At 60.8% G+C, this 17,601-nt stretch carries 19 protein-coding genes and 1 tRNA gene; 3 read left to right on the top strand and 17 right to left on the bottom strand.

Annotation, left to right across the window (positions count from 1 at the left end; genetic code table 11):
- The first annotated feature begins 1 nt into the window (after window position 1).
- Entirely contained in the window at window positions 2–613 is a 612-nt protein-coding gene (gene aat, locus ACXAG6_RS09215) for a leucyl/phenylalanyl-tRNA--protein transferase (RefSeq protein ID WP_475337946.1), read from the top strand.
- Here the strand turns inward: aat and ACXAG6_RS09210 are convergent.
- The 6 genes from ACXAG6_RS09210 to rlmB all read right to left on the bottom strand — a co-directional run bounded on the left by ACXAG6_RS09210 (window position 577) and on the right by rlmB (window position 3,879).
- Window positions 577–936, bottom strand: coding sequence for a DUF2155 domain-containing protein (locus tag ACXAG6_RS09210; protein WP_475337139.1), 360 nt, complete (start codon window positions 934–936; stop codon window positions 577–579). The two genes, aat and ACXAG6_RS09210, sit on opposite strands and share 37 nt — an antisense overlap.
- On the bottom strand, window positions 933–1,382 hold the full coding sequence (gene mlaD, locus ACXAG6_RS09205) for an outer membrane lipid asymmetry maintenance protein MlaD (RefSeq protein ID WP_140013618.1): 450 nt from the start codon (window positions 1,380–1,382) through the stop codon (window positions 933–935). Before mlaD ends, ACXAG6_RS09210 begins: the two co-directional genes overlap by 4 nt.
- 30 nt (window positions 1,383–1,412) lie before the next feature.
- Window positions 1,413–1,796, bottom strand: coding sequence for an NADH:ubiquinone oxidoreductase subunit NDUFA12 (locus ACXAG6_RS09200; RefSeq protein ID WP_475337138.1), 384 nt, complete (start codon window positions 1,794–1,796; stop codon window positions 1,413–1,415).
- A 52-nt stretch (window positions 1,797–1,848) separates the two neighbouring features.
- On the bottom strand, window positions 1,849–2,316 hold the full coding sequence (locus ACXAG6_RS09195) for a CoA-binding protein (protein ID WP_475337136.1): 468 nt from the start codon (window positions 2,314–2,316) through the stop codon (window positions 1,849–1,851).
- Window positions 2,317–2,534: 218 nt separating this feature from the next.
- Window positions 2,535–2,978 carry a YHS domain-containing (seleno)protein gene (locus tag ACXAG6_RS09190; RefSeq protein ID WP_475337135.1) on the bottom strand — a complete coding sequence of 148 codons (444 nt, stop codon included), beginning with the start codon at window positions 2,976–2,978 and terminating at the stop codon, window positions 2,535–2,537.
- 76 nt (window positions 2,979–3,054) lie between these two features.
- The gene (rlmB, locus tag ACXAG6_RS09185) at window positions 3,055–3,879 is read right to left on the bottom strand and encodes a 23S rRNA (guanosine(2251)-2'-O)-methyltransferase RlmB (protein WP_475337945.1); all 825 of its coding nucleotides are present in this window, start codon (window positions 3,877–3,879) and stop codon (window positions 3,055–3,057) included.
- 75 nt (window positions 3,880–3,954) lie between these two features.
- Between rlmB and ACXAG6_RS09180 the strand changes: the two genes are divergently transcribed.
- Window positions 3,955–4,038 (top strand) — tRNA-Tyr (locus ACXAG6_RS09180).
- Window positions 4,039–4,098: 60 nt separating this feature from the next.
- Here the strand turns inward: ACXAG6_RS09180 and ACXAG6_RS09175 are convergent.
- The 7 genes from ACXAG6_RS09175 to ACXAG6_RS09145 all read right to left on the bottom strand — a co-directional run bounded on the left by ACXAG6_RS09175 (window position 4,099) and on the right by ACXAG6_RS09145 (window position 11,948).
- On the bottom strand, window positions 4,099–5,460 hold the full coding sequence (locus ACXAG6_RS09175) for a polysaccharide biosynthesis/export family protein (protein ID WP_475337134.1): 1,362 nt from the start codon (window positions 5,458–5,460) through the stop codon (window positions 4,099–4,101).
- Between the two features lie 30 nt (window positions 5,461–5,490).
- A complete protein-coding gene (locus ACXAG6_RS09170; RefSeq protein WP_475337132.1) occupies window positions 5,491–6,132 on the bottom strand; it encodes a YjbF family lipoprotein in 642 nt (213 codons plus the stop codon).
- Window positions 6,129–8,201: a YjbH domain-containing protein gene (locus ACXAG6_RS09165; protein WP_475337131.1), complete on the bottom strand. Its 2,073-nt coding sequence runs from the start codon at window positions 8,199–8,201 to the stop codon at window positions 6,129–6,131. Before ACXAG6_RS09165 ends, ACXAG6_RS09170 begins: the two co-directional genes overlap by 4 nt.
- Before the next feature lie 214 nt (window positions 8,202–8,415).
- Window positions 8,416–9,852 (bottom strand): mannose-1-phosphate guanylyltransferase/mannose-6-phosphate isomerase, encoded by a 1,437-nt coding sequence (locus ACXAG6_RS09160; RefSeq protein WP_475337130.1) that lies wholly within the window; start codon window positions 9,850–9,852, stop codon window positions 8,416–8,418.
- 91 nt (window positions 9,853–9,943) lie between these two features.
- Window positions 9,944–10,624, bottom strand: a complete 681-nt coding sequence (locus ACXAG6_RS09155) for a sugar transferase (protein WP_475337129.1) — start codon at window positions 10,622–10,624, stop codon at window positions 9,944–9,946.
- A 332-nt stretch (window positions 10,625–10,956) separates the two neighbouring features.
- Complete coding sequence (locus ACXAG6_RS09150; protein ID WP_475337128.1) at window positions 10,957–11,478, bottom strand: hypothetical protein; 522 nt, start codon at window positions 11,476–11,478, stop codon at window positions 10,957–10,959.
- Window positions 11,479–11,672: 194 nt separating this feature from the next.
- Window positions 11,673–11,948 (bottom strand): hypothetical protein, encoded by a 276-nt coding sequence (locus tag ACXAG6_RS09145; protein ID WP_475337126.1) that lies wholly within the window; start codon window positions 11,946–11,948, stop codon window positions 11,673–11,675.
- A 294-nt stretch (window positions 11,949–12,242) separates the two neighbouring features.
- On the opposite strand from ACXAG6_RS09145, the gene ACXAG6_RS09140 reads away from it, so the two are divergent.
- On the top strand, window positions 12,243–14,360 hold the full coding sequence (locus tag ACXAG6_RS09140) for a polysaccharide biosynthesis tyrosine autokinase (protein ID WP_475337125.1): 2,118 nt from the start codon (window positions 12,243–12,245) through the stop codon (window positions 14,358–14,360).
- A 75-nt stretch (window positions 14,361–14,435) separates the two neighbouring features.
- Here the strand turns inward: ACXAG6_RS09140 and ACXAG6_RS09135 are convergent, their stop codons facing one another.
- Genes ACXAG6_RS09135 through ACXAG6_RS09120 form a run of 4 tightly spaced genes read right to left on the bottom strand, consistent with a single transcriptional unit; the run spans window position 14,436 to window position 17,575 of the window.
- Window positions 14,436–15,383, bottom strand: coding sequence for a Gfo/Idh/MocA family oxidoreductase (locus tag ACXAG6_RS09135; RefSeq protein ID WP_475337123.1), 948 nt, complete (start codon window positions 15,381–15,383; stop codon window positions 14,436–14,438).
- A gap of 20 nt (window positions 15,384–15,403) precedes the next feature.
- Entirely contained in the window at window positions 15,404–16,255 is an 852-nt protein-coding gene (locus ACXAG6_RS09130; protein WP_140013608.1) for a class III extradiol dioxygenase subunit beta, read from the bottom strand.
- A complete protein-coding gene (gene ligA, locus ACXAG6_RS09125; protein WP_140013607.1) occupies window positions 16,255–16,650 on the bottom strand; it encodes a protocatechuate 4,5-dioxygenase subunit alpha in 396 nt (131 codons plus the stop codon). Before ligA ends, ACXAG6_RS09130 begins: the two co-directional genes overlap by 1 nt.
- Before the next feature lie 10 nt (window positions 16,651–16,660).
- Entirely contained in the window at window positions 16,661–17,575 is a 915-nt protein-coding gene (locus ACXAG6_RS09120; RefSeq protein WP_475337122.1) for an NAD(P)-dependent oxidoreductase, read from the bottom strand.
- Window positions 17,576–17,601 lie beyond the last annotated feature (26 nt).

Raw genomic sequence — 17,601 nt, 5'->3', positions numbered from 1 at the left:
GATGCGGGCCTATCGAATGGGCCTGTTTCCCATGGCCGACGATGCCGAGGCAGATGAGATCTACTGGGTCGAACCGCGCTTGAGGGGCATCTTCCCCTTGGAGAATTTCCACATTTCACGCTCCCTCGCGCGGCTGATCCGGCGCGAGGCTTTCACTATTACAACAAACGCCGATTTTGGCGGCGTCATGGATGCCTGCGCAGACCGGGAGACCACATGGATCAACGCAGAGATCCACCGGCTCTACCGCACGCTCCATGCCGAGGGCCATGCGCACTCGCTGGAGGTGTGGGATGGTAAGGCCTTGGTGGGCGGGGTCTACGGGGTGGCGCTGGGGGGCTGCTTTTGCGGAGAGAGCATGTTCTCGCGTCGCAGGGACGCCTCCAAAGTGGCGCTGGCCTACCTTGTCGATCACCTGCGTCGCTGCGGGTTTACCCTCTTTGACACGCAGTTCATCACACCTCACCTCGCCAGCCTCGGCGCGATCGAGATATCACGCGAAGACTATCGCAAACGCTTGGCCAGGGCGCGAAAACTCGACTGCGATTTCAGGAGCTTGACCGAGGTTCCGAGCGGTCACTCGGTGGTGCAGCGCAACACCCAGATATCATAGCGCTGGTGATCCATCGCATTGAGCGCGGGCGCCGCGGCGAGCATCCAGCCGGCAAAAATCGGCGCTTCGGCGCTGTCATCCTCGATCACGAGGTAGGCTGTGGCCCGCGCCGGTGTTCCTTCGGGGTAGCGACAATCTGACAATGTTACCTGAAGCGGCCCATAGCGCACCGTGCCGCCCTTGCCCACTTCCAAGTCAGAGGTGACGCTGGAGAGCTTGTCCAACCCGCGCAGAACGGCGCCCTGCCCTTCCAGCACTGCCTGCCCCGAGGCCGACGTGGCAAAAAGCACCGTGGCGCCAAGGGCTTTCAGGGCCATCTTCATTCGTCAGATCCTGAAACAAACTTGGTCAGCAAGCCGATCAGGCTGATCGCGCCTTGGGTGTCGAGGATTTCGCCGCCAGCTTCGAGGTTGAAGGGCGATCCGCCGGGAATGATCTCGATGAAATTCCCGCCGAGCAGCCCTTCCGACGAGATCGCAGCAGAGCTGTCTTCGGGCAGTTCGATGCCATCGGAAATTGCGAAGGTGGCCTCGGCCCGAAAGCTCTGGGCATTCAGCTCAAGCCCTCGCACCGAGCCGATCTTCACCCCCGCGAGTCGCACATCGGTGCCTACCGAAATGCCCTCGGCAGAGCGGAAGCTGGCTTGCAAAGGATAGCTGGCCCCCGAGGGGCCGCCCGCATCCGTCAGCCCTGCGGCATACCACAGAAACCCCGCAGCCGCGGCCAAAACGCAGGCCCCCACAATCGCTTCGGTGGTGTTTTCCGACATTGCCCCTCCGGCCGCCGCCCGGTTTCGCCCTTACTCGGGGCTCCAGGCCTCATAATCTTGCCGCTTGGCCGGCTGGGCGCGGCGGATGGAGCCAGATGGCGCATAGGCCAGCGGTGTGCCGGTCATATTCTCGAGGTGCGGCTTCTCCCACGACTTGTGGGGCAGCGGGCGGTCTGTCGGCGGTTCCTTAAAGGTCTTGTGCAGCCAGCCATGCCAATCGGGGCTGATCCGCGACGCCTCCACCTCACCATTGAAGATCACCCAGCGCTTGCTGTCATCGGCATTGCGGTAAAACACGTTGCCGGCGTCATCCTCGCCAACGCGGGTTCCCTTGCGCCACGTAAACAGCTGAGTGCCAAGCGTGGAGCCGTTCCACCATGTGACGGCACGCAGAAGAGTGTTCAGTATACCCATTGGCTCGGCTCCTTTTGGTCTCGCCTGATATGCCTGAGCGCGGCGGAAAGGTCTAGAGTTTCGAAGAAATCACCCCGGTGTTGAACCCGCCCATGCGCAACTCGCCAAAGAGCCGCTGATACTCCATCTTCGGGCAGAGGTTCTGAATCACTGTCACACCCCGTGCCTCGGCCATCGCGGCAGCTTCGGCATTTTCAACGCCAATCTGCATCCAGACGGTTTTCAGATCAGGGAAGGCCGCCAAGGCCTCTTCCACGATGGGCGGCACGTGCTCGGAGCGGCGAAAGATATCAACCATATCGACAGGCGCATCAATCGAGCTGAGGTCGGGCATGATGGTTTCGCCGAACAGCACCTTGCCCGCGTGGCCCGGGTTGACCGGAATCACCCGGTATCCCTTGAGCGAAAGATAGCGGGCCACGTAGTAGCTCGGGCGCACCTCGTTCATGGACACGCCAACGCAGGCGATCACCTTGGTTTCGGTCAGGATGCGGCGAAGCAGACTGTCAACGTAACTCATCGGCGGGCCCTGCCAGAGAAAAAAGCGCCCGAACCAATAGGCCCGAGCGCAAGTCGCGGAACGAGGGACAGTGAAGTGAAACGCTGGTGTTCCGAACCAACGCTCCTGTTCATCGAGGTAGTCACGAGAACGATCTTTCCAAGAGCATGTAATATACCTGTGAACGCGAGGTTAACGGCCGCGAGGTGATCCTGACGCGCTGCCGGGCAGGTTCAACACTATTTTTTCAGCGGCTTGGGCCAGTTGGCATCTGCCGCCGAAACATGGCCCGGGATATCCCGCTCCCATAAGCCGCGCACGGATTTGGAGTAGTTCAGGTAGAGCTTGCCTTCATGAACCGTAAAGGCCGATGGGTCTGTTGGGGCAACATAGCCTTGCGAGGCTGCATAGGCGCAATAGCCTCCATATTGCGGCGCATAGCGCTGCGGCTCCCGCTCAAAAGCATCGCGATTCGCCGTGCTCGCAAAGCGCCAGGTTGCGCCCATCCACATGAGCTGATGCGCCGCCGTTCCCTCCACGGGTTTGCCCTCTTTGAAGTAGGCAACCGGGTCGTATCCCTGAATCGCAAGCGATGAGGTGGCAAAAATCGGCGGCTCTTCGGCAAGCGCAGGCATGGCGAGGCAGGCAAGAGCCGAGGCGAGCAACAGGCGGCGGGTGAGCATGGGCATCCTCCTTGGTGTGCTCAGAGGATGGGGCCGCACCCTCCACCTTGGCCAGCCCCTTCGCGCAAAGGTGATATCATGAAAACTTTCGCGCCGCGGCATAGAGAGAAACCGCTGCAGCGTTGGAAACATTGAGCGAGCCGAACTCACCTGCAAAGGGGATCTTCACAAGCTGGTCGCAGGTATCGCGCGTGCGCTCGCGCAGGCCCGGGCCTTCAGCCCCCAAAACCAACGCAACGGCCTGCCCCTCGGGCAGCGCCTCAAGGGCGGGCTCCAGTTCACTGTCGGCCTCGCCCGCAAGCCCGAGAATGGTGAAGCCAGCAGCACGCAGCTCTTCCATCGTATCGGCAAGATTGCGCACCCGCAGGTAGGGCTGCCGCTCAAGCGCGCCGGAGGCCGTCTTGGCGAGAGCCCCGGTTTCGGGGGCCGAATGGCGCGCCGTTGCCACCACCGCACGCGCCCCGAACACCTCGGCAGATCTGAGGATCGCGCCAACATTATGTGGGTCGGTCACCCTATCAAGCAGCACCACAAGTGGGCGGCCCGGCCCGGCAATGCACCGGCTCTCCACGCTGCCCCAATCCAGCGGCTTCACCTCAAGCGCGGCGCCCTGATGCACCGAGCCCGGATCAAGCGGCACCGGAAACCGGCGCGGATCGGCGAGTTCGGGCTCAATTCCCGCATCCTGCCAGCAGGCCTCTCCCAGCCGGTCGGCGGCATTGCGCGTCAGCACCAGCCGCAGCTTTTCGCGTGCCGGATTTGCGAGCGCATCGCGCACGGCATGCAGCCCGAAGAGCCACAAGGTCTCCGCCGCGCTTGCTCGCTTTGCGCGCTCTTTATCGACCACCCACGTCGGTTTTTTTGCCACGTCCACACCTCTCCTGATGTCGCGCCCCTGCATGGGGATGCTGTGGGCAAATCGCAAGGTTTTTCGCCTTGACGCCCCGGGGCGGGCTTTGTATTCCGCTCCAGCGTTGGGCGACGAGCTGCAAGGTGCGGCAGCGGACTGTAACTCCGCCGGGGAGACCCATGCCTGGTTCGATTCCAGGGTCGCCCACCACTCCCCTACTTCGGAAATGATGAGCCGGGGTTTGCTGGTGGCAGCCCTCGCGCCCGTGGCTCAGTTGGCCACGGCCCGCGCACCCGTTGTGATAAGAGACGGCGTGATCTGGCGCACAACACGGTTCCAACGCGTAACCGGCTGCTCGGCAACGAAGATCACGTCATCGGGGCGCAACTGGAACTTGGCGGCCAGCGTAAAGTTGGCTGCATTGCGCGCGTCGAGATGCCAAGCTGTTACCGCACCAAACTCGCGCGGGTCCGCCGATGCCCGCAGCACGTAGATTTCTTTCACATTGCCGGTGTCCGTTGGGATGCCCCCGCCGCCTTCAAAGAGGGCATCGGCCAAGCTGGCCTGCTGCTCAAACGGCAGCGCGAAGCGCGCCTGTTTGGCGACTTCGCCGGTGATGTACACATAGTCTCGGTCAACCGCGCCCAACTCGGTACGGGTCAGATAGTTCTGCCGCGCTTCGTTCAGCGCATTCCTGCGGATCGAGATTTCGGTGGAAAGCTCGCTCAACGCGTCACGGCGCTGCTGGCTGCGGAAGCCGGCAAGGGTGATCTGCTGCTCAAAGTAAGCCTGCGCCCTGTCGAGCTCAAACTCGGTATCAACAAACACCGAATCCCCGTCGATCAGACGGATGCGCTTCAGGCCGGAGCGGGCATAAAATTCACGCAGCGGAATCTGGTAAAGCGTGCCGTCGCGGTAAATGCGGATCGACGCGTAGTCATCGTCCTTGGCCGTCACACCGCCAGCGGCAGCAAGCACCTGATCAAGGTAGAGCGGTGTCAGCGTCACCGGAGCGACAGCCGGGTTTGCAACTGCGCCACCGACCGACACCTTCTGAGAATTGAATTCGGCGATCTCAAGCGAGAAAGTCGGGTCGATCTGGGTTTCAACCAACCGTTGGAACATAGCCGCCTCGGCCTCTTCCACCGTCATCCCTGCAATCCGCACGCGGCCGACATTGGGCACGTTGATCGAGCCGTCATCTTGCACCGTATAGCCTTGGCGGGAGTTCTGCGCCGCCAGAAGGCCAGAGAGCTCTTCAACCGTTCCGCCCCCTTGCGGTGTTGCCAAAAGCAGCACATCGCCCACGCCGATGGTGTATGGGCCGGGTTGTGCCGGTGGCGGCAGGCGGGTTTGCAGGCTTCCGGGCCGCGTTGTGGGCTCCACCACCGCATCCGGCACGGCTCCACCGCCACGCAGCCCACCGCCCGTTCCGGCGTTGGCCGAGAAGATGGCGGGCAGGGTTTTGGGCCGGTAAGCCCCGCGATTGGCGAGAAGCGTCGTCTCCGCGTTGACCGGCACAACCCGCACACGCGTGCCATCGCTCGCGCCGCTCCGCACCTTTGGGCTTTGGTAGGCTGCACCACATGCGGCAAGGCTGGCCACAAGGCAGATCAGTGCCAGTTTTTGCATTATTCTTGGTCCCTCGACTTCTCTCAACGCTTACTCCATCACCACGCGCATCACCAGCGGACCGGTGAAATCGCCCGCCCATTGGCGCGATTGCACCATTCGGCCAGACCCGGCGGCAAGCCAGTAGAGATTGGTGTATTCTTGATCCAGGCTTTTACAGGCTTCTTCGAACAGGGTGGTGTTCACACTGCGCAGCTGGCTGTCGCGCGTGCCAACCTGAATCTGGCGCGCCCCTCGGCTGGATACAACGCAGACATAACCGCGTGTCACCGCCTCGTTTTCGCCATTCAAAAAGGTATGAAACCGCTCCGTCACGCCAGCGCGCCTGCCGAAGACGGCGGCCATGCTATCGTCCACATTGGAGCCGGTCATATCGCCGCCAAAGCCCGCCGTTCCAACAAGAAACCCACGCCGCAGCTTTAGCGAAACCCCATCCGTACTAACATAACTCTCCACCCCGTCACGGCTGACTTCGCGGAGCACGATCGTAGAGCTCTCGTCCTTCTCCACGGCCACCTGAATCGCCGGGGTGCCCGCCTCTAGCAATTGCGCAAAACGAGCCACCGACGCGGTGCGAAGCTGGTTGGGCGAGGGAGGGCTGTCACTCCCAACACCGAGCCCGCCACAGGCCGCGAGAACAAGCGTTGAAAGCAAGGCAAGCGCAGGCTTCATCGCAGGTACTTCCCCCAACTGTCGGCAATCTCACGCCCGCGATAGGGTTCAACAACGCCGTAGAGACGGTTGCGGACCGAAAGCCGCGCGCCGCCATCCCGCACGATCGGGCGAATTGTCTGGCCGATGCTGCTGCGATTGGGCTGGCCCAGTATCCACGACATCGGCACCTCGACGAACAGGCCCTTGTCAAACGACCCTTCACCGAAATCATCGTAGGAAACGTCAGTAAAGGTGGCGAAGGCACCGATCTTGAAGCCATTCTTGAAACGGCGATCAAGCGTTATCGTGGCGCCCCAATCGCCTGCGAGGTAACGGCCGACATCGAGCTGACCATGGAAGCCGCGCCCCAAATCGTAATAGGCCGAAACGTGGCCTGTCACGACGTCATAATCCTGAAAGCCGAACAGCTGATCAAAGTCGCGTTGCACCGCGTAGTTCAGCTCGGCCCCAAGGGCGAGGCGGCTGTTGAGCGGATACCAGAGCAACTCCGCAGAGACACCGCCAAACATCGGCTCGAGGTAGCCAAAGGTCAGCCGTCCAAACATGTCTTCGCGCGGGCGAAAGAAATACTCCGCGGTCAGATGAGAAATCTCGAAGTCGGATTGCTGTGCATAAAGCACCGAGTCAGAGCGGACGTGCGGAAGCACACTGTCGGATTTGCGGGTTGCATCGTCGATGGTGCTGGTGAACGGCTTGCGCAGCTGACCAGAGAAGATCAGCCCCGGGCTCGGCTCCCACGCGGCGTTGAGCTGGACCCCGAGCTCATAACGCAGCGGCTCGTCAGGATCGAAAAGCGAAAACGCCGTGTAGGGCGAAATTCCCCAAGAAAAGCGCGGATAGGTTCCCGCCACCCCTGCCGGCTTTCCGACGCCGAATGCATCCGAAATATCAGCCCTCGCAAGACTGTGCCATTCGCCTTCAAGGTGGTTCTCCAGCTCTTCCAAATCGGTTCTGTTCACGGCAACAGTGGTTTGCGCCATGCCGCCTTCCACAAAGGTCACCTCAAAGCGTTCGATGCCGGGGGCAAGCGTGTTGGCCATGACCCGGGCCGTGCGCCCGGCGGCCTGCGCAGTGGCGTCAAAGCGTTGGTTCTCGATCTGCACCTTCGCCGCGCCACCATCCAGCCAATAGCCCACAAGCCGCAGGCCTTGCTCCGACAGACGGGCCTGCAACGTGTCACGCGACGAGGCGACCCGCTTGGCCGGATCTGCAAGGTTCCAGCTCTTCGCAGCCACGCTGGAGCGAGGCAAAAGCGCTGGCGGCGCGGTCTCCTGCCCCCCCGGCGCGCGTGGGTTGGCGGGGTCGATCACATAAGAGAAGCGGAAGCCAACTTCGTTTCCGTAGAGATAGTAGGCACCAAAATCGAGACCATTGCGAAACTTGTAGCTGACGCCGAAGTTGTAGGGCGACGACTGCGGATCAATGGAGATGCGGCTCTCGCGCCGGTAAGTGTCGCTGGAGTACTCGGCAACAAATGTCAGCCTGTCGGTGGCGTGCCATTTGATGCCCCCGAACAGGGCAGCGTCCCCCCGAAACCACTGGTCAAAGCCAAACTCCCCGGTCCGCGTGTCCCGATTGGGGCGGGTCTCAAAGCGATCATCAAGAACGCCCAAGGGGTTCGCGTATCCGCCACGGCCTGCAAACCGGCCCCACCCCAAGCCGCCCGTGAACTGAAGCCTCGGCGTTACATACTTGCTGGCAACGATATACTCGCCACTATAAATGCCGGTTCCGCCAAAATCGCGGAGACCAAGCGCGATGGCGGGCCAAACACCACTCTCCTCGCGCAAGAGAAAGTGCAAATCGAAGCTACGATCGTAGAACAAAGTGTTCGGGTTTACCAGGTACCCCTGTGCCGAGTATCGAAATGCACCAGTGATACGCGGAGTTACCTGAAAGGCGACCGTATTTCGCCAGATCGGCCCGTAGTTGGCGGTCGTCAGGGCAAGGTTCCCGTCGCCCAGGGCGCCTGCCGTTGGCATATCCACCAGACCGGGCGTGCCAAAGAACGAGAGTTGCTCCGCTTTGGCCTGCGGTGCGCAATGGGCAGAAAGCAAAGCGGCCACGCCTAAAATTCTAGTCGTAGCTCGCACCCACATCTCCGGTAACTTCACCCCAATCATCCCGTGCCACCTCTACGGCGGCCTGCGCAGAACGAGGCGCGTGGCCAATGTCCGAGCGCGTCTCTTTTGCCGCAAATACCGTGGCTCTGCCACCTCTTTTACGGATGCCTCTGCGCAGAAAGCCCAACAGGCGTGATCCCGCCGACAGGGCGGCAAATTACCCTTTCGCCCCCTGCCCCCGCGCGTAAACGTCCTCGTAACGCACGATGTCATCTTCTCCAACATAGGTGCCCGTCTGCACCTCGATCAGCACCATTGGCACCTTTCCCGGGTTCTCCATCCGGTGCTTCGAGCCGAGCGGAATATAGACAGACTCGTTTTCAGTCACCAGCTTTACCTCGTCATCAATCGTCACCTTCGCGGTGCCTTCGACAACGATCCAATGCTCAGAGCGATGAAAGTGACTTTGCAGCGACAGCGATGCACCCGGGTGAACCAGAATGCGCTTCACTTGAAAGCGATCCCCAACAACGAGGCTCTCAAACCACCCCCACGGGCGGTGATCTTTCGGGAAGGTTGTCGCCTGCGGTGCCTGCTTCTTTTTCAGCGCCGTCACGGCCAGCTTCACGTCTTGCGCGCGAGAAGTGTCTGCCACCAGCACGGCATCATTCATGGCGATGGCCATCACGTTCTTCAAGCCGATCCCCACCAGCTCCAGCCGGTCGCTATCAGAGCGGAGCAAGGTGTCGTCACAGTCGATTGCTGTCGCGCTGCCGCGCGCAACCACACCGCGCTCGTCAGGTTCGGTTTCACGCCAGACAGCATCCCAGCCCCCAAGGTCAGACCAAGCCCCATCGAAAGGAACAACCGAAAGGTTGTCGGCGCGCTCCATAACGGCGTAGTCGATAGAGATATCTTCCACCGCGGCCCAAGAGTCCGGATCAAGCCGCAGAAATCCAAGGTCAGGTTGAGCCCGCTCAACTGAGGCCCGAACCGGGGCAAGCAGCGTTGGGGCATGCGCCTCGAAGGCCTTCACCATATCTGCGGCCCGGAACAGGAAAATACCGGCATTCCACAGGAAGTTGCCTGCCGCCAACAGCTCGGCCGCACGCGCTGCATCGGGCTTTTCAACGAACTGCTTCAGCACAATCGGGGCCGGCTCAGCCTGAGGCGACGCAGCCAATTCCAGATACCCATATGCCGTTTCGGCATGGGTCGGCTTGATGCCGAGCGTTACAAGGCGACCCTCCGCCACCGCCGGCAACCCGGCCTGCACTGTGGCCACGAAACTTTCGGTATCCGGAATGAGATGGTCGGAGGGCGCGACCAGCAGCACCGCGTCCGGGTCGTCGGCCATGGCGTGGATCGCCGCAGCAAGAACAGCTGGCGCCGTGTTGCGCGGCTCTGGCTCAATCATAACAGCACCGGGCTCTATCCCGGCCTGAAAGAGCTGCTCCGTCACGATGAAACGAAAGTCAGACCCGGTCAGCACGATGGGCACGGCAAACTCGGGCCCGCTCAAGCGCCGCGCAGACCGCTGAAACAGCGTCTCCCCGTCGATGATCGCAGAGAACTGCTTGGGATAGGACTTGCGCGACAGCGGCCAAAGCCGGGTTCCAGAGCCTCCGCAGAGGATGACCGGGGTAATCTTCACTTCAGACCTCCGCGAGGAAATTCTGGTTTGTTTTTTCTACCCAAGCCGGCAGCCCTGCAGGGTCAATTAGTAGAGGCTCTCAAGAAGAACGTCACTTACCCGTCGAAGCAAATACGACGCCCGCAGTCCGCACGATCAGCACCAGATCGCGCCACAGGGAGAGAGAGCCAAAGTAGGCTTCGTCGTAGCGGACACGATCCAGAAAGGTCGTCTGGCTCCGGCCGAAAACCTGCCATGGCCCGGTTATGCCCGGTCGAAGCTGAAAGTAGGCAGAGCCCCCCCCGTTGCGGTACAGCGCTTCTTGATCCCCTGTAAAGGGGCGCGGGCCCACGAAGCTCATGTCACCCTTCAGGATGTTCAGCAGCTGCGGCAACTCATCCAGGCTCGTCGCCCTGACAAAACGACCAATGGCCGTGATTCGAGGGTCGTTATCGAGCTTCTGATTCACATGCCATTCCCGGGCAATCTCGGGATCGCTCGCGCACAGCGCACTAAGCCGTTCGTCAGCATCCACGACCATTGAACGAATCTTCAGACAGCCAAACAGCTTGCCGTCCTTGCCGACCCGCTCCTGCACATAAAAGCCTGGCCCGCCGTCTAGGCGTGTGAGCGCCCAGAGAACAAAAAGCACAGGCGCCACCAGAGGGAGGAGCAACAAGGCGAGAGATACATCGAAAGCCCGCTTGCCAAATTTACGGTACCACGCAACACCCGCATCTCGGCGCGACATCACACCCACAGGCTCGGCACCCGTCATCTTGACGTACTTCACTTTTTAATTCCCCCGGTGGTGGCATTCTCGTCGGACTGATTGGAGACTAGTCCCCACAGGCCACGAGGGCCTCTACTTTCGCTGCACTACAGTATCGAGCGGAGGCATAATCCAAGGATGCGGCAAAATCTACGACATTTTGGTGAAATTTGAGGCGACAGGCGAAAGATCGACTTTAATCTGAGCGAAAAACCCCGCCAAAATCAGCAGGAATGGGCCGATAAATGCTGCAGCGCAGAGACTGCCACCCAACTCAAAGTTAGGTACGGCAGCGACACGGAAAGGAGCAGCCACCCACTCCGATGGCCACTCCTGATCCGTTTTACCGGTATTCAACGATTTCCTGAGGCGAGCGTTGGGCAGGCCGGAACACCGAGCCGAATCAGATTCTGGCCGCTCATTCGGTAAAGGCCTGACTTTCTTGTTCGACCCTCGGCGAGATACCAGTTTGCAATCGGCTCCGGATAATGGCTGGCAATGACACGAGAGACATAGTCGAATTGCGCCGGCGACATGCGCCCAACAGCCATCGCCGGGCCATGGAACCCGAAGGTCGTCATGGGAGAAACGCACACATCCTCGACGCCAAGGTACATAGTGCAGGTCGAAAAGCAGACCTTGCCGCGAATCTCAACGCGCCGCCTCTCTGCCTTCAGTTCCTTAATCTCCGCTAGCCGGACGCGAATAAAACCGCCCCTATCACTCCCGACGATAACAGCACCCGCGCTCTGCGCCTGCGCGAAACTGGGAGCCAGCGTTGATATGCCGACACACACCGTCAGCGCAACTGCCCGCAACTGACGTTTAAACATACGAAAAGCACTCCGGAAACCGGAGAGAATTGACCATTCCATGGCGATACACCCTTTTCCTCGCCGCCAGCCAAACGCGAATGCGCAGATCAGCGGCCACCCTTTGCAGGGAGGACAAGAGCGTATGCAGATTAATTTCGGGTTTAGGTCCGTCGAACATCATCCAAGAAATGATGAAAACTCAACGCGTTTTTAGCGATACCGGGCAGCTCGCCTGAGCTGCCCGGTGATCTGGATCAGTTGGTCCCGGTCGTTCCGGTGGTGCCGGTCGTACCCGTAGTGCCGCCGCCACCGCCACCGCCAAGTCCGCCGAGGAGGAGCAGGCCGAGAGGTAGAGCAGCGAGTGGGCCTGCGTTGGTCGCAGAGCTCGGAATGCCAAGCTCTTCGGGCTTGCATTCGTCGAGTTCACGATTCGCCGGTTCGTCGCAGTCGATGACTTCAACGGTCTGGGCGAAGGCCGGGGCCGTGACGGCGGCAATAGCCGCAGCGGCGATGAGTGTGCGTACTGACATAACTGGTTCCTTCCGTTGCTGAGGCCTCCCTAACATGCCTCGCTGCAAAGCAGAATAGGGACTTCACATTCAACACGCAAAAATTGGCGGAAGCTTGCGCATATGCGCATTTCTTGGGCGCAGTCGCCGCCTAAGCCTCGACAATAGCCTGCTGTTGTCGCATGGAGCGCGCATCCTTGGGGTCAGCGTCGGATCGCCGATGCAATTGCACAGAGCATTGGCATATGCTCCAATTATCGTCTGGGTATGGGTAACTGAATGCAACAAATGACAAGTATTTCTGGTAGCGGAGCTGTGCAGGACGCTAAGCCCGCCGTTCACGGCGATGGTGACGATGTCATCGACCTCGGAGCACTGCTGGGCACGCTCTGGCGAGGAAAGTGGATCATCGCGGTTATCGCGGTGCTAGCAACCGTTATCGGCGGCTACTACGCCTATGGCATCGCCACGCCGAGGTACACGGCAACCTCCGTGGTGATCCTGGAAACTCAGGAGCGTTCGGTCGTAGATATCGAAAGTGTCATGGGGGGCCTCTCGTCAGACTCGCAAATCGTGAATTCGGAAGCTGAAGTGCTCAAATCCCGCGGTTTGGTCGGCAAGGTCGTCGACCGGCTCGATCTGACGGGGGATCCCGAGTTCAATCCTGCCCTGCGCGATCCTAGCGCACTGTCAGAGCTTAAGTCTTCGGTTCAGAGTGCTTTGTTTGGTGCGCCCGCCGAGCAAGTTTTGCCCGAAGAAATTACGGTAGCGCGCCAACGGAACGACGCTATCGATGCTGTTCTCGAGAACATGACAGTCGCTGCCGTTCCCAACAGCCTCGTCTTCAACATCCGTGTAACGTCGCTGGAGCCGGAAAAAGCCGCGCTGATCGCCGATACGATCGCCGAACTCTACATTCTCAACCAGCTTGAAGTGAAGTTTGAAGCGACACAGGAGGCCACCAGTTGGCTGACCGAACAGGTCGGCGAATTGCGGGTTGAACTGGAATCGGGCGAAAGCCGTCTTGCCGAACTCAGCGCCGACAATGATCTCGTCTCGGTTGAGGCGCTGCAGGCGCTGGAGCGGCAGCTGAAAGAGATCCGTGATCGGGTCACCCAGACAGCCGACAACCTGGAAACGCAAAAGGCCCGCCTAGCGGTTTTTGAAGCGGCGAGCACGCGCGAAGAACAAGCAGCGGCGGCCAATGACATGCAGCTGACCAGAATGCTGCCTCGCGCTCAAAACGAGCCAGCCATGGCCACGGCCTTCGACACCCGCTTCACACAGCTGGCAGAGCGCGCAAGGCTCGACGTGGCACGCACCAGCCAGCAGCTTGAGGGCCTGCGGACATCCGAAAGCGACCTGCGCACACGGATCGACCAGCAGGGCGACGATCTGGTCGAGCTTCAGCAGCTTCAGCGTGAGGTTGAAGCAAGCCGCGCGCTTTACGAATACTTCCTGGGCCGGCTCAAGGAGACCTCCGCGCAGCAGGGCATCCAGCAAGCCGATAGCCGCGTTCTCTCAAACGCCGTCATCCCGATCAACGCATCCGAACCCCGGCGCTCGCTCATCCTCGCGATGTCCGGGATGCTTGGCCTGATGATCGGCGCCGGGCTGGTGCTGTTGAAAGAGGCGCGCAACAGCAGCTTCCGCACCTCCGACGAGTTGGAAGCCGCAACCGGCATCAACGTGATTGGTCAGATCCCCCGCATCCCGGCCCGCAACCGCCGCAAGACAATCCAGTACCTGCGCGACAAGCCCACCTCCAACACCGCAGAGGCCTATCGAAACCTGCGCACCTCGCTGATGTTGTCCAACGTCGACAACCCGCCGAAGGTCATTGTTTCCACCTCGGCCCTGCCCGGCGAAGGCAAGACAACCAACTCCATCGCCATTGCCCAAAACCTCATCGGCATGGGCAAGAAGGTGCTGCTGATGGAAGGCGACATTCGCCGCCGCACGCTTTCGCAGTATTTCGACGACCTGCCCAAACGCGGCCTTGTCTCCGTACTGAGCGGCGATGCGTCGCTTGATGATGTCATCACCCAGACCGAAGGCTCAGGCATTGATCTGCTCGCGGGCGAACAGACCAGCGCCAATGCGGCAGACCTGTTCACCTCCGACAAGTTCCGTGACCTGATCGCGGATCTGCGTGGAAAATATGATGCGATCATACTCGACACCCCGCCGGTGCTGATCGTGCCTGACGCCCGGATCATCGCCATGCACTCCGATGCGGTGCTCTTCACGGTGAAGTGGGACGCCACATCCCAAGCGCAAGTGAAAGAAGGGCTGAGGCTCTTCCGCCAGTCGGACCAAAAGGTCACCGGCCTCGTGCTCTCGCAGATCAACCCCAAGGGCATGAAGCGCTACGGCTACGGCGGAAAATACGGGGCCTATTCCGCCTATGGATCTGGCTACTACGACAACTAAGGCAAACCGCCTAAGGCCAGACAGCAAACGGGGCAGAGCGCCACAAGCGCCCTGCCCCGCAATCTTTCTGGCACATCAGCTCTGGAAAGACTTTTCGATCTTGTCCAGAGTTTGCATTGCAGAGAGGGTCTGCGCAACCGAGCCGTTGGGCTCGCGCCCCTCGCGGATCGCCGCAAAAAACTCGCGGTCGATCAGCTCGATCCCGTTGTTCGACACGGCCACATCCGACAGGTCGATCGGGTTTTCCTTGCCGTCAAACAGGTCGTCGTAACGCGCAATGTAAGTGCCGTTGTCGCAGATATAGCGGAAGAAGGTGCCCAGCGGCCCGTCGTTGTTGAACGACAGCGACAGCGTGCAAATCGCACCGGAAGGCACCTTCATCCCGATGGACATATCCATGGCGATGCCAAGCTCCGGGTGATGCGGCCCCTGAATGCCAAAGGCCTCTGAGCAGGTCTCGCCGGTCTGATACTGGAACAGGTCCACAGTATGGCAGGCGTGGTGCCACAGCAGGTGATCCGTCCAGCTCCTCGGCTCGCCCTTGGCGTTCATGTTGGAGCGGCGGAAGAAGTAGGTTTGCACGTCCATCTGCTGGACCTTCAACTCACCCGCTTCGATTTTGTTGTGAATCCACTGGTGGCTCGGGTTGAAGCGCCGCACCTGCCCGGCCATGGCCACAACGCCGGTTTCTTTCTGCTTTTCCACCAGCGCCTCTGCACCCTCGATGGAATCGGCCATCGGGATTTCGATAAGGACATGCTTGCCGGCTTCCATGCAGGCGATGCCCTGCTCCACATGCACCTGCGTCGGCGTGGCGAGGATCACCGCGTCCACGTCATCCCGCGCGATGCACTCTTCCAGATTATCCGCCGCATGGGGGATACCGCGCTCGGCGGCCAGTGCCTCGATCTTGGCCTTGGTCGGCCCCATGACCGACGTCACCTCGACATCGTCAATGGCCGCCAGAGCGTCCAGATGTTTGATCCCGAAGGCCCCGTAGGCCCCCGCTACACATACGCGCATTGTCTTTCCTTCCGCTGAAGTTAAGCGTGATTTTCCAAGATGATATGGCCAACGGCCGTGTTGGACGCGGGCACGTGATAGTGCCGGTGCACCTCTGTGACCTTCTCGTCCAGCGCCCCGCGCATGACCAGCCACATTACCATTTCGATGCCTTCCGAGCCCGTCTCACGCAGGTATTCGAGGTGGGTGATATTGGCCGCCGCCTCGGGGTCGGTCGCCATATAGTCGAGAAAGCGGTTGTCCCACTCGGGGTTGATCAGCCCGGCCCGCTCCGCCTGCAACTGGTGGCTCATGCCGCCTGTGCCGAAGATCATCACGTTGAGGTCTTCGGGGTAGCTGTCGATGGCGCGACGAATGGCCTTGCCGAGGTTGTAGCAGCGCCGCCCGGTCGGGGCCGGATATTGCACCACGTTCACCGCCAGCGGCACCACGAGGCAGGGCCATTCGTCGTCCACACCATGCTCTCCGAACATAACAGACATCGGCACCGTCAGCCCGTGATCCACCTCCATCTCATTCATGATGGTCAGGTCGAACTCGTCGAGAATTACGCTTTGCGCAATATGGGAGGCCAGCTTCTGATGGCCCTTCACCACCGGCACCGGGCGCGGCCCCCAGCCCTCGTCGGCGGGTTTGTACTCTGCCGCGCAGCCGAGCGCGAAAGTCGGGATGCAGGAGGCGTCAAAGGCCGTGCAGTGATCGTTGTAGACGAGAAAAATCACATCAGGCTTGTTTTCCTTCATCCACTCCCGGCTCTTGGTGAACCCTTCGAAGAGCGGCTTCCAATAGGGCTGTTCGGTGATGCCGGTGTCCATTGCCACGCCGATGGCGGGCACGTGGCTGCATCCCACGCCTGCGGTAATCCGCGCCATTATTTCTTCTCCCATTCAGATTTGCTGCGGTTGCCCTCGATGGGCCTGCCGCCGTGGAGCATCATGTCGCGGTATTCATCCCGGCTGACCCCCGTCATCATTGCGGCCAGATCCTGAAAGGTGATCCCGTCGAAGGCCGCGAGCTTGCTGGTGTAATAGATGTTGCCGCCCAGTTCGAGCAGCCGGTTCCAGGCCCGGTCACGGATGGCCTGCTTCTGATCTTCGCTCATCGGAAAGCGGCTCAGATACTCTTCCGGGTCCGACTTGAATGCGTCTCGCGCCTTCTGCGTTCTCAGCGAGATACAGAACTGGTTGAGGTGATACCCCTCCCGCGAGCGATCCGCGTCGAAGACGTAAGTCCCCGGGATATCTTCATATTCCTTGTCGTCAGACATGGCATCCTCCCTATTCGGCAGCGCGGTGTGCGCCCGCCATGGCGTTGCTGATCCGGTCCGCGCGACCGGCGTAATCTTCGGGGCCAGCGGCAAGATCCAGCCGCATATCCCCTGCCCTTTGCTGCCACTCCACGATGGCGCGGGCCATGTCGGAGGGCAATCCAAGCTCTTCAACCGTGGTCACCACTTCACGCATCTCGGCAGCACGGCGCAGCCCGTGCGTGGTGGCACGCTCCATGTTGTAGGCCGCCCGCTCGGGCCAGTTCCAGCCCGGCATGGAGGCATCGAGCGAGGCCAAAACCGCCTCGTCCACCCCGGCGCGACGACCGGCAAGCAGGCACTCCAGCGTCAAGGCTTCGATTCCCTTGATCATAACCGAGCGCACCATCTTTGTTGCGCTCGCCGTTCCCACCTCTGGCCCTGCAACTTTCGCGGCCATATCCAGCGTATCCAGCAGGGTCTTGGCCTCCTGCGCGTTCGGGCCGGAAATCAGCAGCGGGGTGCGGTGCAGCTTTGGGTGAACCGGGGCCATGACGGCCACATCGACATAGCGAATGCCCTTCGCCTCCAGCGCTTCCGCGCTTCGGCGTTTGGCCCCTGGCGCGCAGGAGTTGCAATCAAAGTAGATCGTGCCCGGCACCAATGCCTCAGCCGCATCCTGCGCCGCACGCTCGGCCTGGTCGGCGGTGACAAGCGAGAACACGGCACTGGCAGACGTGAGTCGTTCAAGCCCCGTCACACCGCAACGCTGATAGTCCTGCCACTTGGCCTCAGACGTCTCGGGCGAATTTGTTTTAATGTCGAAAGCGAAGAGATCGGCAGGCGCGCCAGATGCTCCCCAGCCCTTGGCAAAGGCCTGCCCCGCCTCGCCGAAGCCAAGCAAGGCAACTGCCACACGGTTTGAAAGATCTTCATTATCAGACATTTGCGCCACCTCCCTGTGACGGGCAA

This window comes from Vannielia sp. ABF1_015 (assembly GCF_056160745.1).
The sequence above is the reverse complement of the archived record's forward strand: the minus strand, read 5'-3'. Positions and strand labels throughout refer to the sequence as shown.

Bases quoted from the DNA above. Each gene is read 5' to 3' on its own strand.
- aat (WP_475337946.1), top strand. From the start codon at position 2: ATGCGGGCCTATCGAATGGGCCTGTTTCCCATGGCCGACGATGCCGAG.
- ACXAG6_RS09210 (WP_475337139.1), bottom strand. From the start codon at position 936: ATGAAGATGGCCCTGAAAGCCCTTGGCGCCACGGTGCTTTTTGCCACG.
- mlaD (WP_140013618.1), bottom strand. From the start codon at position 1,382: ATGTCGGAAAACACCACCGAAGCGATTGTGGGGGCCTGCGTTTTGGCC.
- ACXAG6_RS09200 (WP_475337138.1), bottom strand. From the start codon at position 1,796: ATGGGTATACTGAACACTCTTCTGCGTGCCGTCACATGGTGGAACGGC.
- ACXAG6_RS09195 (WP_475337136.1), bottom strand. From the start codon at position 2,316: ATGAGTTACGTTGACAGTCTGCTTCGCCGCATCCTGACCGAAACCAAG.
- ACXAG6_RS09190 (WP_475337135.1), bottom strand. From the start codon at position 2,978: ATGCTCACCCGCCGCCTGTTGCTCGCCTCGGCTCTTGCCTGCCTCGCC.
- rlmB (WP_475337945.1), bottom strand. From the start codon at position 3,879: ATGCAGGGGCGCGACATCAGGAGAGGTGTGGACGTGGCAAAAAAACCG.
- ACXAG6_RS09175 (WP_475337134.1), bottom strand. From the start codon at position 5,460: ATGCAAAAACTGGCACTGATCTGCCTTGTGGCCAGCCTTGCCGCATGT.
- ACXAG6_RS09170 (WP_475337132.1), bottom strand. From the start codon at position 6,132: ATGAAGCCTGCGCTTGCCTTGCTTTCAACGCTTGTTCTCGCGGCCTGT.
- ACXAG6_RS09150 (WP_475337128.1), bottom strand. From the start codon at position 11,478: ATGGAATGGTCAATTCTCTCCGGTTTCCGGAGTGCTTTTCGTATGTTT.
- ACXAG6_RS09145 (WP_475337126.1), bottom strand. From the start codon at position 11,948: ATGTCAGTACGCACACTCATCGCCGCTGCGGCTATTGCCGCCGTCACG.
- ACXAG6_RS09135 (WP_475337123.1), bottom strand. From the start codon at position 15,383: ATGCGCGTATGTGTAGCGGGGGCCTACGGGGCCTTCGGGATCAAACAT.
- ACXAG6_RS09130 (WP_140013608.1), bottom strand. From the start codon at position 16,255: ATGGCGCGGATTACCGCAGGCGTGGGATGCAGCCACGTGCCCGCCATC.
- ligA (WP_140013607.1), bottom strand. From the start codon at position 16,650: ATGTCTGACGACAAGGAATATGAAGATATCCCGGGGACTTACGTCTTC.
- ACXAG6_RS09120 (WP_475337122.1), bottom strand. From the start codon at position 17,575: ATGTCTGATAATGAAGATCTTTCAAACCGTGTGGCAGTTGCCTTGCTT.